The 14,630-nt window shown below is 34.6% G+C and carries 14 protein-coding genes; 5 read left to right on the top strand and 9 right to left on the bottom strand.

Annotated elements, in window-relative coordinates:
- Nucleotides 1-62: 62 nt before the first annotated feature.
- A complete protein-coding gene (locus DXU93_RS03920; RefSeq protein ID WP_116879957.1) occupies nucleotides 63-1,772 on the bottom strand; it encodes a M61 family metallopeptidase in 1,710 nt (569 codons plus the stop codon).
- A gap of 162 nt (nucleotides 1,773-1,934) precedes the next feature.
- Between DXU93_RS03920 and DXU93_RS03915 the strand changes: the two genes are divergently transcribed.
- From DXU93_RS03915 to DXU93_RS03895, 5 genes are all read left to right on the top strand, one after another.
- On the top strand, nucleotides 1,935-2,174 hold the full coding sequence (locus DXU93_RS03915; protein WP_116879956.1) for a hypothetical protein: 240 nt from the start codon (nucleotides 1,935-1,937) through the stop codon (nucleotides 2,172-2,174).
- Nucleotides 2,174-2,452, top strand: a complete 279-nt coding sequence (locus DXU93_RS03910) for a type II toxin-antitoxin system RelE/ParE family toxin (RefSeq protein WP_116879955.1) — start codon at nucleotides 2,174-2,176, stop codon at nucleotides 2,450-2,452. Before DXU93_RS03915 ends, DXU93_RS03910 begins: the two co-directional genes overlap by 1 nt.
- A 107-nt stretch (nucleotides 2,453-2,559) precedes the next feature.
- Nucleotides 2,560-3,951 (top strand): dihydrolipoyl dehydrogenase, encoded by a 1,392-nt coding sequence (gene lpdA / locus DXU93_RS03905; protein ID WP_116879954.1) that lies wholly within the window; start codon nucleotides 2,560-2,562, stop codon nucleotides 3,949-3,951.
- Between the two features lie 461 nt (nucleotides 3,952-4,412).
- Nucleotides 4,413-4,637, top strand: a complete 225-nt coding sequence (locus tag DXU93_RS03900) for a DUF2683 family protein (protein WP_116879953.1) — start codon at nucleotides 4,413-4,415, stop codon at nucleotides 4,635-4,637.
- Nucleotides 4,634-4,906, top strand: coding sequence for a Txe/YoeB family addiction module toxin (locus DXU93_RS03895; protein WP_116879952.1), 273 nt, complete (start codon nucleotides 4,634-4,636; stop codon nucleotides 4,904-4,906). The genes DXU93_RS03900 and DXU93_RS03895 overlap by 4 nt, the downstream gene beginning before the upstream one ends.
- Nucleotides 4,907-5,010: 104 nt before the next feature.
- Here the strand turns inward: DXU93_RS03895 and DXU93_RS03890 are convergent, their stop codons facing one another.
- The 8 genes from DXU93_RS03890 to DXU93_RS03855 form a co-directional block, all read right to left on the bottom strand.
- Entirely contained in the window at nucleotides 5,011-5,364 is a 354-nt protein-coding gene (locus tag DXU93_RS03890) for a hypothetical protein (RefSeq protein WP_116879951.1), read from the bottom strand.
- Between the two features lie 28 nt (nucleotides 5,365-5,392).
- Nucleotides 5,393-5,650, bottom strand: coding sequence for a hypothetical protein (locus tag DXU93_RS03885; protein WP_116879950.1), 258 nt, complete (start codon nucleotides 5,648-5,650; stop codon nucleotides 5,393-5,395).
- A gap of 222 nt (nucleotides 5,651-5,872) precedes the next feature.
- Nucleotides 5,873-8,521, bottom strand: coding sequence for an HYR-like domain-containing protein (locus DXU93_RS03880; RefSeq protein ID WP_123776035.1), 2,649 nt, complete (start codon nucleotides 8,519-8,521; stop codon nucleotides 5,873-5,875).
- Between the two features lie 439 nt (nucleotides 8,522-8,960).
- Entirely contained in the window at nucleotides 8,961-9,707 is a 747-nt protein-coding gene (locus DXU93_RS03875; RefSeq protein ID WP_116879948.1) for a hypothetical protein, read from the bottom strand.
- Nucleotides 9,708-9,710: 3 nt separating this feature from the next.
- Nucleotides 9,711-10,292 (bottom strand): hypothetical protein, encoded by a 582-nt coding sequence (locus DXU93_RS03870; RefSeq protein WP_116879947.1) that lies wholly within the window; start codon nucleotides 10,290-10,292, stop codon nucleotides 9,711-9,713.
- A gap of 63 nt (nucleotides 10,293-10,355) precedes the next feature.
- Nucleotides 10,356-10,535 (bottom strand): hypothetical protein, encoded by a 180-nt coding sequence (locus DXU93_RS03865; RefSeq protein ID WP_116879946.1) that lies wholly within the window; start codon nucleotides 10,533-10,535, stop codon nucleotides 10,356-10,358.
- Entirely contained in the window at nucleotides 10,501-12,213 is a 1,713-nt protein-coding gene (locus DXU93_RS03860; protein ID WP_116879945.1) for a T9SS type A sorting domain-containing protein, read from the bottom strand. Before DXU93_RS03860 ends, DXU93_RS03865 begins: the two co-directional genes overlap by 35 nt.
- Before the next feature lie 133 nt (nucleotides 12,214-12,346).
- A complete protein-coding gene (locus tag DXU93_RS03855) occupies nucleotides 12,347-14,530 on the bottom strand; it encodes a glutamine synthetase III family protein (RefSeq protein WP_116879944.1) in 2,184 nt (727 codons plus the stop codon).
- Nucleotides 14,531-14,630: the final 100 nt, after the last annotated feature.

Below are 14,630 nucleotides of genomic sequence, written 5' to 3'. Positions count from 1 at the left end.
AACTAAAAATGGAAGAATAGATTAACTATCCTTCCATTTTTTTATTAGACTCATTTATATTTCTACACCGTTTTCCAAGCCTCAAAAGTAGCTTTTTGCGCTTGACTCAATTCTTTCATTTGACTCAAATAATAGCGCTGATAATACACTTCATCACTTTTTGGTAATTCCAATTGAATCAACTTCCCTCCTCTATTTACGATTAATACTTTTTCCTCATTTTTGAAATACCTGGCCCAACGATCGGCATTTTTTTGAATTGAAACTCCATTCATCGCTAAAAGCTCATCTCCCACCATTGCCCCGGCTTGATCAAGAATACTGTTTGGAAAAAGAGCCGCAATTTTTGTAGCCTCATTTACTTCAACAATCTTTGCCCCCAAATAAGCAGCAAATTCACTTTTAACAGGTGTTGAATTGTACTTTATTCCAATCTCATTTAAACATTCTATCAATAATGGCGTGTATGCTTTTGTTCCGTGCAAATAATCGTCAAAAAACCACTGCATAGTTTGATTCGTGATTCTCTCTACCTCTTTTAAATAGTCTGCTTTTGAAACGCCAATGCCCTTATCTCCATAATTAAGATACAATTCTCGCATTAAATCGTCGAGACATTTTTCATTATTGGTATGTTTTAAAATATGAACATCTAAAATAAAGGCCAACAAACATCCTTCTGTATAAATTGACACTTTTCGTTCTGGTGCTCCTGGGACATAACCATCCAACCATGTATCAAAAGAAGAATCGGCTACAGAATAATTTAAACGTCCAAAATTATCCATGTGTTTTTGTATTTGTTTGTCCATTTCTTGCAAATACTGTTTGAGGTTAAACACACCACTTTTGTACAACATCAAATCGCCCATATAAGTCGTAACACCTTCTGCGATATAACCTAATTCTGTATAGTTTTCTTCTTTAAAGTTATAAGGCATCATTTCAACTGGACGAATCGATTTTACATTCCAAGTATGATACAATTCGTGAGAACTAACCCCGAGTAATTCTTTGTAAAACTCTTCAAAAACAGCATAACTTGGTCCAAGCGTTATTACCGTTGATTTAGAATGCTCCACTCCATGGTAAGTTGCGTATGGTAAAACTTGAATTAAGTAATGGTATTCATCCGTTGGGAATTTTGAAAAAGCCTTAATTTGCGATATCGTAAAAGCTTTAAAATCGTTTTCTAAACGTTTCCAATCAGGTTTGACTATCCCATTAAACCAAATATAAAAAGTTGTCCCTTCTACCGTGTAGCTTGTTTTCTGTAGATTTCCAGAACAAATAAATGGACTATCGACCAATTCATCATAATTAGCAGCTGTAAATGAATTGTTATCAACTTTTAAAGAATGTGCAACGTCCCAAGCGTCAGGAATATTTAATTCAACTTGAATAGGATCATTGTAAATTTCATCAGTAAAGACACAGCAATTTACTGGATTAACATAAAGTTGAGAAGCATCTAAAAAAGTAGAACCCGCATTTAAATCCTTAGCATAATAACTATATTTCACTGTAATGGTTTGCACATTTGAGGTTTGCACAATCCACGTATTTTTATTCGACTTTTGATATTCCACCTTCTCCCCTTTTTCATCAAGAATTTGAAAGTGATTTACATTTTTAGCGAAATCACCTAATTCATATCTACCGGGTCTCCAAGCAGGAAAAAACAATTCTGTTTCTGCTTTTGAAACCTCAATTTCAGCAGTGATTTGTATGTATTGTTTATGTGGTGATTCTATATCAAAAGTGAATTTCATGGGCCTTTTATTTTTTTTATAAAGTTAAAAATAAAATGAAAGTGAATACAGATTAAGTTGAAGATTTGGGAGAGTTATTGCAAATTGATATGGCCATAAAACTCATTTGTTTATATCGATACAATACCGTAACTTAGCTACATAAAAGCTCAATTTTAAGAAATGCAAAACTATAGTTTAAAAATACAAGAAAAAGATTCCAAAACGGTAGCACTTATCAACTACCTTAAATCATTAGACTTTGTAGAGGTAACAGAAGAGCTTGATTGGTGGGACGAGCTTGATAATGAAAGTAAAATTTCAATCGAAAAAGGACTAAATGATTTAAAACACGAACGTGTTCATAGTGATCATGAAGTAAAAGCTTCAATCAGAGAAAGAATTTTAAATTCTAAGGAATAATGATTATTTGGTCCGAAGAAGCAAAGTATTCCTATGAAAATATTATTGATGATATTTTAGCAAAATGGAATGTAAAAACTGCGCTTAACTTCGAACAAAAAGTAAACAATTTACTTGAAAAATTACAAATCAACAACCACCTCTATCCAGCCACAAATTATAAAGACCTAAGAAAATGCGTAGTGCATAAAAACAGCTCATTAATTTATAAAATCAATCAGGAGAATATTGAAGTTGTTACGCTAATCTTCAATAAAGACAACCATAAGTATTATTAGAAACAACTTAATCCTATACTTCTCTTCAAAAAATCTATTCCTTTATCCTATTATTAAGGCTTAAATCATTAAATTCGCACTACGAAAAATTTGAAAAATCTAAGAATATGAGTTACGATATTATTGTTGTTGGAAGTGGACCTGGAGGATATGTTACAGCTATCCGTGCTTCACAGTTAGGTTTAAAAACTGCTGTTGTAGAGAAAGAATCACTTGGAGGAGTTTGTTTGAACTGGGGATGTATCCCAACAAAAGCCCTTTTAAAAAGTGCAAATGTATTTGATTACTTAAATCATGCAGAAGACTACGGTATTACAGTAAAAGATGCGAAAGCTGATTTTGGTAAAATCGTAAAACGTAGCCGTGGTGTTGCTGAAGGAATGAGTAAAGGTGTTCAATTCTTGATGAAAAAGAACAAAATTGACGTAATCAACGGAACTGGTAAAATTTTAGCAGGAAAGAAAGTTGAAGTAACTGATGCTGATGGTAAGAAAGAAACATACTCTGCTGACAAAGGTGTAGTTATCGCTACAGGAGCACGTTCTCGTCAGTTACCAAACCTTCCACAAGACGGTAAAAACATTATTGGATATAGAGAAGCAATGTCATTAGACAAACAACCTAAGAAAATGGTTGTTGTGGGTTCTGGTGCTATCGGAATTGAGTTTGCTTATTTCTACAATTCAATGGGAACTGAAGTAACGATTGTTGAATTCCAAGACAGAATTGTTCCAGTTGAGGACAAAGATGTTTCTAAAGAATTGGCAAAAAGCTTGAAGAAACAAGGAATTAAAGTAATGACGAGTTCTTCAGTAGAAAAAGTTGACGTAAAAGGTGGTAAATGTACTGCCCACGTGAAAACGAAAAAAGGAGAAGAAACAATCGAATGTGATGTTGTTCTTTCAGCTGTAGGAATTGAAGCGAACATTGAAGGAATCGGACTTGAGGACGTTGGAATTGCAACGGATAAAGGTAAAATCTTGGTGAACGACTATTACCAAACAAATATCCCAGGATATTACGCGATTGGTGATTGTGTTCCTGGTCAAGCATTGGCTCACGTAGCAAGTGCGGAAGGTATTTTATGTGTTGAGAAAATCGCTGGACACAATGTTGAGCCATTGGATTACAACAACATCCCAGGATGTACTTATGCTTCACCTGAAATTTCATCAGTTGGTTATACTGAAGAACAAGCAAAAGAAGCTGGATATGAATTAAAGATTGGTAAATTCCCATTCTCTGCATCAGGAAAAGCAAGTGCAGCTGGAGCAAAAGATGGATTTGTAAAATTAATCTTTGATGCAAAATATGGAGAGTTACTAGGTGGTCACATGATCGGAATGAATGTAACAGAAATGATTGCTGAATTAGTTGCGGTACGTAAATTGGAAACAACTGGAGAAGAGTTAATCAAAACTGTTCACCCTCACCCAACAATGTCAGAAGCTGTTATGGAAGCAGCGGCTGCGGCGTATGATGAAGTTATACACTTGTAGATTGGATATAAAACCCGTTATCGGCGTTGCACATATTTTTTAAAGCAGTCATTGACAATTGTCAACTCCTTAACTTAAAAAAATACGAACGCCTTGCTAACGAACTTTCTATCTCAAACTACATAAAAAGGAATATTATAATTATAAAAGCGAGAAACGTAATTGTTTCTCGCTTTTTTTTGAGGTTTTTTGAGTGAGGTTTATGATTGGAAACCCAAGGCCACGAGAAGGCTGTGCCTATTCTCGCGGCAGCTTTGGGCTTCGCCGATCCGTACAGCTGTCGATTGTGCACCAGCTTAGGAGCAGCATAGCTTGTTCTCTCTGCAGCTCGTTTTTTCCTTTCAACTGTACATTATTCATTTAGTTTTAAATTTTTACGCGCACTTTTTTTGCCGTATATTTGCTTTAGAATGCAACATTGACGAATTAAAACAAAGCAAATATTTGCAACACAGAAGATTATGGAAGCAGGAAATACATATATCATACATACCGAAAATCAAGAACAGGCAAACGCCTTGAAAGCTTTTGTAAAGGCGCTTAAAATGAAATTGGAGGAAACTAATGATAAATCTTATAATCCTGATTTTGTCAAAAAGATAAAGCGCAGTAAGAAAGAATTTCAAGAAGGAAAATATACCACTGTAAATAAAGATAATTTAGAATCATTTTTAGGACTAAAATGAGTTATCAATTAGACATTTCAGATACAGCTACTAAGGATATTAAATATTATAGAAAAAGTGGAGATAAGGTTCTCCTTAAAAAACTAAATCACTTACTCCTTGAAATTATTGAGCATCCTTACACTGGAACTGGTAAACCCGAACAATTAAAACATGAGCTTTCTGGTTACTGGTCAAGAAGAATCAACAAAGAACACCGTATTGTTTACCAAGTAATTAAAGAAGATAATAAGGTTATTGTTCTTTCTTTGAAAGGACATTATTGGTAACAATTCCCCGCAAACGAGATGGAATCTCGCACGAGCGGGGGCGGCATCTTGGGGATCCGACAGCTGTACGGATCGCGCACGAGCTGGGGTATTCGAATAGCAAATCACCTTTTTTTGTTTTGCTTTTCAATTCGTTTTAATTCACAAAAAGGATATTCATTCAAAAAGAACACTACTTTCTCTAAATTATTCGAAGCGAATATATAAATCTTTTCATTATAAAATTGATCTAAGCTTACTTCAATTTTACAGTTATTTACCTCTTTATTAACAGATATTGGGACTTTTAAAGTGATTTGTGTATTTCGTTCATCCTCTCCTTTAAATAATTTACCGTAATATAGATTAATACTAGAATCACTTACAGTTACCCTTCCAGTTATATATTTGATGTTCTTATTCGACCAGTTCAATTCAATCTCAAGAGTATCACTCTGTCCAATAACTGAAAAGTGCAATAGTAAAACAAAAGGAATTAAGAGTGACTTAATCTTTTTTCTCTTTCCTAGCCTTCTTTTTCTCAAATCTTTTAACCCGTTTGTTAGCTTTTCTTTGTGTATATACTTTACCATCTAAATTAAAATTATCATTAATTGTGGAGTTTCCTCTCACGTCTCCTCTCATTTCTCCACCTAACCACTTCTTTCCCTTTAAATCTTTATTGTCTCCAATTCCTTCACGACCTAATATTTCCTCAATATCATGCGGAGATAACTTCAAAATACCGTTTAGTTGAGAGTACATTAATCCACTTTTGTGAGTTAATCCCAAGTTATGTCCAAATTCATGTGCTATTGTTTCTTTATCCGTTTCGCTTTTATCAGATATTAGAATTGATCGTCCAAATCCTTTCCTTTGCTACCTCGATATTCTTCTCGTGGTCGTTTGAATCTTAATTATTAGAAGTATTAAATTCTCCGTTTAATTCCTTAGCTCTTAAGGCATATTGGTTAGCCAGTAAAAAATCTATCTTAATAAGTTAATATGTCCGGTTACAACTTCAGGATCAGAACTTTCATCTGTTCCATATTCAACTCTATAAACATACGTTCCTTCGGGACATTCTGTACCCTTATATTTTCCATCCCATCCAATTTGAGGATTGAAGGATTCAAAAATTAACTTTCCACGTTGGTTGTAAATTTGAAAGTTGAAATCATTCGGATTGAATCCAGCCACAAAAATGGGCGTAAATAATTGATTGTTTACATCATTATTTGGAGTGAAAGCATTTGGAATAAAATACAGGGGGCCTTGAACAACCAATATTTCGATTGTAGCGCTATCTGTACAGCCATAATCAGATGTGGCAGCCAAACGTACCTCATAAGTTGTGGTCAATCCAATATTGTATTGATGAGTCGTATTTGTGTCATAAACATAAGGAGAATTGTCTCCAAAATCCCATGTGTAGGCGGAAGCTCCCGTCGATTGGTTTTGAAATTGTACCCAACCATTACTTAGGTCATCCAAAACAGTAGGATTTGCTGTGAATGCAGCATTTGGCATCGAATCACCAATTGAAAAATTTTGATTTATGAAAGCTACGTTTCCGCAATCGTCCGTAACACTATATGTTCTCACTACATTTTCTGGACAATATCCAAAATCAGAATCATCACCAACCCATTCTACAACTGGAGTAGTACTACAATTATCAGTTGCATCTGTAATCAAGCTGATATCTGGAAGTGGTAAAGCTTCTACATTTTCAGATGGTAAATCACTAGCTGTGGGTGCAATATCATCATGTAAAACAATAACTTGAACCTCAGTTCTTGTATTGCCGCAATTGTCAGCTATTGTCCAAGTTCGAGTAATTGTTTCTGGACAAATTTGACCATCTGAAACTTCAACACCGCTAATTGTACCATTTGCACCACAATTATCTGTCCAAGGAAGAGTAGCCATTGGTGGAAGATTTGATGGACATTGTATGCTTAAGTCTGCGGGTACAAAATTTATGATTGGTGCAATTGTATCGTTAACTGTAATCACTTGGGTTTGTGTTGCAGAATTCCCACAACTATCTGTAATGGTCCAAGTTCTTGTATATACTTCAGCGCATGCTGAGCCACCTGAAACCTCTGTTCCAAGCACATTTCCAGAGCCCATGCAGTTGTCTGTCCAGGTCAAAGTTCCTATGGTTGGAATTTCGGAGTAACAAGCAACAGTTAAATCTGCTGGTGCTGCTTCTAAAACTGGTGCTACGGTGTCATTAATTACTATAACATGATATATTTCAACGAAATTACAGGAGTCAGCAACTTGATAAGTTCTTGTTAAAATTTCAGGACAAGTATTTCCATCTGAAACTTCTCCAACATAGCTTACTGTCGGAGAAGCTGTATAATCATCCATTACATTTGTAATAATAGAAGGATCTGGCGCTGGAACATCAGAAATACAATTAATAAATGTTGTGTCTGGAGTATCCGCAAATGGTAAAGAATCAATGTGAACAATCACCTCTTGGGTACAAGTTCCATAGACCGATCCCCATCCACAATTCAATCCCGGATTAACTAAATCTAATGAAGTAGCCTGACAAACGAAATCTGCCTCTGTATTCGTGTCCGTTGAACCATTTCTGGATAAGCTATAAGGAATTGGGCCGACATTGGTACAGGCAGGATCGCAACTTATGCCGCTCCATTCTGAACCCAATGTGATTACATTTCCAGCTATGGTAGGTGCGAAGCCTGCTAAATCAGCTAATGTCCATCCCCAAGCAACAAAATCTACGAGATTCCCTTGATCATCAATTATGGCTGCCCACCCTGGATAGCTAGGATTCCAAAACATATTATTACCCCAATAATTAGGGGAATTTAAAACATCAGTTACAGAAATCATTGTACAAGGAGCAAAACTATTGGGGAAACTCCAAAGGGATGTATTTACGAGATTAATATTTGTATAAGAATTACTAATTGCCAAAGACCACCCTGCAGTATTAACAGGTGAGCTATATAAATTAGAAATTTCTAAATAATCTGCAGATAGTCCTCCAGAAAATCCATGAAGTCCTGCTTCAGTAATTAAAATTGATCCAGCATTTGACCCAGAATTTTGAATAGATGCCGTTCCATCTACTTGCATATAAATAGTGTCATCTTCAAATAAAGGTGGTGTAGTGTAGCTTGAACTGTCTATGAGTTGATTCCCGATGGTTTCATTGTCCCACCATGTGATGTTGTTATTTGGAAATTCTGTAGCGCTGACTGTAGCTGTATTTCCATGACATATAAATGTATCGGCGGTTATTGTTGGTTCTTGAATGATTTCAACTAAAAATGTATCTTGAATAACTACACCCGGACAAGTTGAACATCTGGTTTCAACAAAATATGTTTCAGATGTTAAATTTGTGGATATGTATTGATCATTTGTAGACCACGCCTGAATAACACTATTTGAAGAATTGAGTACTTGGAATTCAAAATCTCCAGCACAAGTTCCAGTTGCAGAAAATGCTACGGTGTCTGTTATTCCTTGGCATAAAATCATGGCTTTTGGATTGGATTCCAAAAACGTTGGTCCACATTGTGCAAAAGCGGATTGGGAGTAGCTTAATACTAAAACAAGGGTGAAAAAACTATATATATATTTCAAATCTTATAGAGTTAAAATGGTGACGAAATCGATGTCCTCTTGAAACATTGAAATGTTTGAGTCTAAAACATTTGTGTTTTGAATCGCAATATAAACATAATTTATTTTATAATAAAAAGTCATTTTTACTTTCCTATTGAGAATAAGGAAAGTTGCAGAAATCATAATTAATATAAATATTATCAATGGAATTAGTGTTTAATAAGTTTTCAAGTGTAGTTTTATAACTCTCATTTTTTGACTCTTTAATATTTTTCAACACTGTCGAGGTCAAATCAATATCGCTTATATCAACTTTACAACTCATAATCAATAGAGTAAAAACTGTCAATAAAGTTGAGAACTATATAGTTATTTTATTATGTTTCATAAAGTAATTCATTTCTACTTAAACAATTTTACCCCTGCTATCGTAAGATGATTCTTGGGGTTGTCTGGCTCAAATATTGTACCTTGTAATACTCCACTCCTTCAAAGGTTTGAATACGCGTTCATTATTGAACGACAGGCTTTTTAAAACTTCAATAATCATTGTTTTACTTTCATTGATACTTGAATTAGTACTTACCATTCCCAAATCAAATAAATCCCCATCTTTAGAGAATAATATTGAATTATAATTAATTTCTTCTTTTTGGGTAGTTCCGTTAATACTCATCATAATAATTGTATCACTTTCACTTGCTAAAATGGTCTTTGTCGCCTGTTTTAAATAATTTATTTCTTCTTTAACATCGGAGTAGTACTGTTTAGAGTAATGGTCAATTGACTTTTCGTCACTCTTATGAATAACCATATAATTGTTTAAATTAAATGAATCCTTAACAGGAATTACAGTTTCAAAAACATGTTTTGTAGAAGTATTAATTCTCCATGTTGAGGGTACAGATATCTTCATGTTTGGAGACGTGAATTCATACCATTTAATCTTTTTTAAATTATTTTCAAAACCATATACCCACTCACCTATTTTCGAAGAATATGAATAGTTTCCATAAAACAAGATTTCTTTATTTTCATTTTCAACTTCCCAGTATCCATTTTCACATGATTCGATATTATCAATATCCAAATCTAAAATAGTTTTACGTAACACACCATTTTCAACGTAAATTAAAGTATATGAATTTTTACTACATGAAGTAAATATTAAAGCTACTAAAAACACACAGATAACTCTTCTCATAGATTATTCTTCATTTTTTGGATTCGATAAAGAAACCCCTGACTCTCCAGATATATAAATGTTTGAATTGGTGGACGTAGGTAAAGTAATCTCTAATTTTACAGAGGAACTTATACTTTCTTTCGTTCTCCCTTCTGAATTAGTACTTTCTTCAGTTTGTAAAGTTACACCTGCATTGACAACACCTGTGTTTGGACCAACTGTTACACCTGTTGTTTTTTTTGAACTTCCATCAGTACTTATTTCTTCTTGATTAAAAAATTCAACTGGCACGCCAGAAGGACTTGTAACTTTAATTTCTTTAACCACCTTATCAACTTTTACAAATTCAATACTAAACGGAAGATTATCTGGGGCAACATATGTATTATTTCCTGAATAATCTAAATACCCAGATAAATCAAAGGTTATATTTATTTGGCTCGCATCTACAAGACTAATAGAAGTTGTAGTAGTATTACTTTCTACTACACTACCAACTTCTAAAGTAAACCAACTAGAAACAGTATTTGCAACGCCTGAAAAATACCTTCTAAACCCTTCAGTTACGGCATACATTGCATTAGGTCCTAAAGGGATGTACACTTCTAACCCCTCTAATTCATGAGAATGAATGACTTGATTCTCACTAAATGCATAAGGACTATTCTAAGGATATTTATCTGCCAACGGATCCACCGCAAAGAACCTCCCAACTCTCGGGTCGTGCATTCTATGCTTATAATTCACAGAGTTTCCTTTCCCTTTCACCTCGTCATCCATTCCCTGTCCTTGGAAGCCATAACGATACCCACTAATAAATACTAATTCTTGAGTTGAACCAAACATCGTCGATTTTTAGTTTTACAAGATAGCTTCCTTGATGCAATTGAGCAACATTTAAGGTGAATAAATTGGAATGAACTTGTTGGACGGGAACTTTAACGCGTTGGCCTGTGATGGCATAAACAAGTATTTCATTGATTTCTACGGTTGAGGAAATCGTGATTTTTTCATTGGATGGATTTGGGTAAATCTTTATTAAATCACTAGCTTTATCTATGGTGCTTAAACCTACAATTCCTCCAACTTCAATTGATAGGTCTAAGTTACAACCATTGGCATCGGTTACAGTTAAATCGTAATCATCTGCACAAAGGTTTAAGGCACTCGATGTATTGTTATTTGGGAAATCATCCCAGACATAAGTATAAGGTCCTGTTCCTCCATCGACAATCAATTGAATACTTCCTGAACAATTCCCTGTGTTGTCTGGACTCACAAATGAATTGTAAATAAGCGGATCTGGTGAAGCTATCGTTATACAATAATCATCTACTTCCCCTAAAGCATCAGTTACGATCACACAATAAGTTCCTTCGCTTAAATTTGTTGCCGTTTGTGTCGTTTGATTATTTGCATTGGCATCCCATTGATAAGTAAAAGGTGCTTGACCCAAATTTGGTGTAATAGTAGCTTCTCCATCACTCCCTCCATCACAAGAAGTATTCTCGTGACTTGGTACCAATGCCAAACCATTGCTTGTTGGATAGGTTACATCTACTTTTAATTCGACGGGTAGATGGTCAGACATATAATACAAGGCACGTACAACATCAGTTGGATACATACTATTTGAACCAGAAATTAAACTTCCATTATAATGATTTCCATCATTTCCTACTGCACGGTAACTTCCTGTTTGATACTGAACATTATCGCCGTTATTCATTACGTTTTGGGAAACTAAAATTTGATCAAAACGATCGTCTAATCCTCCACTCGAACCACAATCAAAACTACCACTTGTACGCGTAGATTGTGTATGAATCACAGCATAAGAAGAACTATTATTCCAATTTCCAGGGGTATTGATTGGATCTTGCATTGCAAAAGGTCCAGAAATCATATTTTGATATCCGTCATCGTTAGAACTATATACATTCATGTCTCCACAGAAAAACACATTTCTATCCGTTGGACGATTGGCCAAATAATTCATTAAAAGTTGCGTTTGTGTATCACGCTGTGCTTCACTAGAACTTGAGCTTCCCGCTTTTAAATGCATCATATACACTTCAATAAAAGTAGTATCATAAAATACATTCAAATTGGGGTCGTTCATATAAAATACATAATGATCTATATCTCTTGGAGAGCTTGCTACCACATGCTGACTTTTCAAAGTAAGTTTATCCGAATTGTAGAACATTGCGTTGTGCAAATAACCGCTTCCGTTAAAATTTGCTGCAACATAATTGGTATTTCCTCCAGTGTTTAAAGCATCATTTAGAACGGCATTAACACCCGTTTGATTCTGAACTTCACAGGCCACAAAAATGTCTGGCTGAAGATAATCAGTGATTTTTTTTAAGGTGTCAGCCCGATTTGGAACTACGGTATTTGAACCACAATCATCTCTTCCGTCTGGGAAATTAAGTAGATTGTAAGAAACGATAGACAAGGTTTCATCTTGTGCCGAAACCATTGTCGAAACAGCAATAAAAAGGATTAAAATATATTTCATGATGCAAATGTAGTTAAATTCTATCGCTCAAAAGAAAAGTAATCATAACTCTATCAAAATGTCTTTTAAAAATGTAAAAAGGCAGAAACCGTAATCGATTTCTGCCTTATAAATAATTAATTAGCTTTTAAAATTAACTAGTGAATAGCATTTCACGTAATTTTGGGAAAGGCCATGTTTCATCATCAACTAAAATCTCCAATTTATCTGTATGGTAAGCAATATCTTTAAAGTAAACTTGAACCGTTTCTTTATAAGCTTCTGCTTTCTTAGCGATATCTTCAATTTTATTGGCTTTCTTTCTATTTTCCAACATCAAACGAGAATACTCTTGCATTTTGTTCATGTGCATAGAAAGATCAATTAAAATTCCTTTTTGAGCAGCAATTCCTTGTTCTGCCTCCTTACCAAGAATTTCTGTAATTCCTTTGATATTTTCAATCAGTTTATTCTGGTAATTTACAACTACTGGAATTACATGATTTTGCGTTAAATCACTAATCAAACGTGCTTCAATTTGATTACGCATAATGTATTTTTCGTATTCAATTTCCTGACGAGCAAGTAATTCACGTTTAGAGAAAATTTCCATTTCTTCAAAAACATCAATCACTTCTTGACGTTCCCATACTTTAAGTGCGCTTGGTGTATCTTTCAAGTTACTTAAACCTCTTTTTTCAGCTTCTTTAACCCATTCCTCACCATATCCATTTCCTTCAAAACGAATACTTTTAGATTCCTTAATTAATTTTTGTAATTCCTTAAGAATTGCTTCGTCTTTACCATTTCCATCTTTAATACGTTGATCAACAGCAACTTTAAATAGTTTCAACTGACGCGCCATGATTGTATTGATGGTAATCATTGGTTGTGCACAATTCGCTAATGAACCTACTGCACGGTACTCAAATTTGTTTCCTGTAAATGCAAACGGAGAAGTTCTATTTCTGTCTGTATTGTCCAACAAGATTTGAGGAATTTTACCAATGTTTAATTTCAATTCTGTCTTATCAGCTGGAGTCATTTTTCCAACTTTGATGTTTTCTTCTAAATCATCTAATAATGAAGACAAATGAGAACCAATAAATGCTGAAACTATTGCTGGTGGTGCTTCGTGACCTCCTAAACGGTGATCATTAGATGCACTCGCAATAGATGCTCTTAACATATCTGAATGCTCGTGAATGGCCTTAAGTGTATTCACCAAGAAAGTTAAAAATTGTAGATTACTTTTTGGGTTTTTACCTGGTGCCAATAAGTTAACTCCAGTATCTGTGGCCAATGCCCAGTTATTGTGTTTCCCTGAACCATTTAATCCTGGGAATGGTTTTTCATGTAAAACAACTCTAAAGTCGTGCTTTCTTGCCACTTTTTCCAATAAATCCATCAACAATAAGTTGTGGTCATTGGCTAAGTTACATTCTTCAAAAATTGGCGCACATTCAAACTGATTTGGTGCTACCTCATTGTGACGAGTTGTAACAGGAATACCTAAACGAATAGCTTCCATTTCAAATTCACGCATAAAATTCGTTACACGTGCAGGAATAGAACCAAAGTAATGGTCATCTAATTGTTGTCCCTTTGCAGGAGGATGACCAAAAAGTACACGCCCTGTCATCATTAAATCTGGACGTGCATTATAAAAAGCTTTGTCAATTAAAAAGTATTCTTGCTCCCATCCTAAGGTTGCATTTACTTTCGTTACATTTTTATCGAAGTATTTACAAACATCAACTGCTGCTTTGTCAACGGCGTTTAATGCTTTCAATAATGGCATTTTATAATCTAATGCCTCTCCTGTATAAGCAATAAAAATAGTTGGAATACATAAAGTATTGGCGATTACAAATGCTGGAGAAGAAGGATCCCATGCGGTATAACCTCTTGCTTCAAATGTATTTCTAATTCCTCCATTTGGGAAAGAAGAAGCATCTGGCTCTTGCTGTACTAATAAATCACCACTAAATTGTTCGATTGCTCTACCTGGGCCAATTGGCTTAAAGAAAGCGTCATGCTTTTCTGCTGTTGCTCCTGTCAACGGCTGAAACCAGTGTGTATAATGTGTAGCACCTTTTTCCAATGCCCACTCCTTCATTGCTGAAGCAGCGATATCTGCAATTCCTCTATCTATTTTTGTTCCGTGTGAAATTGCACTTTTAATAGATTTATAGGCTTGTTCTGGAAGATATTCACGCATTTTATCTTCATAAAATACATTTTCTCCAAATTTTTCTGAAATTTTTCCAGTCCACTCGAACTTTTCTGTTTCGCGATGTAAAACATCTTGAATGGCATTTTTTCTAACTGTTGACATAAGCTATTTTTTGTTTGAAGCAAAAGTAGAAATAGTTTTCACAAAAAACACCAAAAAAATCACACTTTTTATCAACACCCCCTATTTAAAACAGGGTTGA

Source organism: Brumimicrobium aurantiacum, assembly GCF_003402975.1.
GTDB classification, from domain to species: Bacteria; Bacteroidota; Bacteroidia; order Flavobacteriales_D; family Crocinitomicaceae; genus Brumimicrobium; species Brumimicrobium aurantiacum.
The sequence above is the reverse complement of the archived record's forward strand: the minus strand, read 5'-3'. Positions and strand labels throughout refer to the sequence as shown.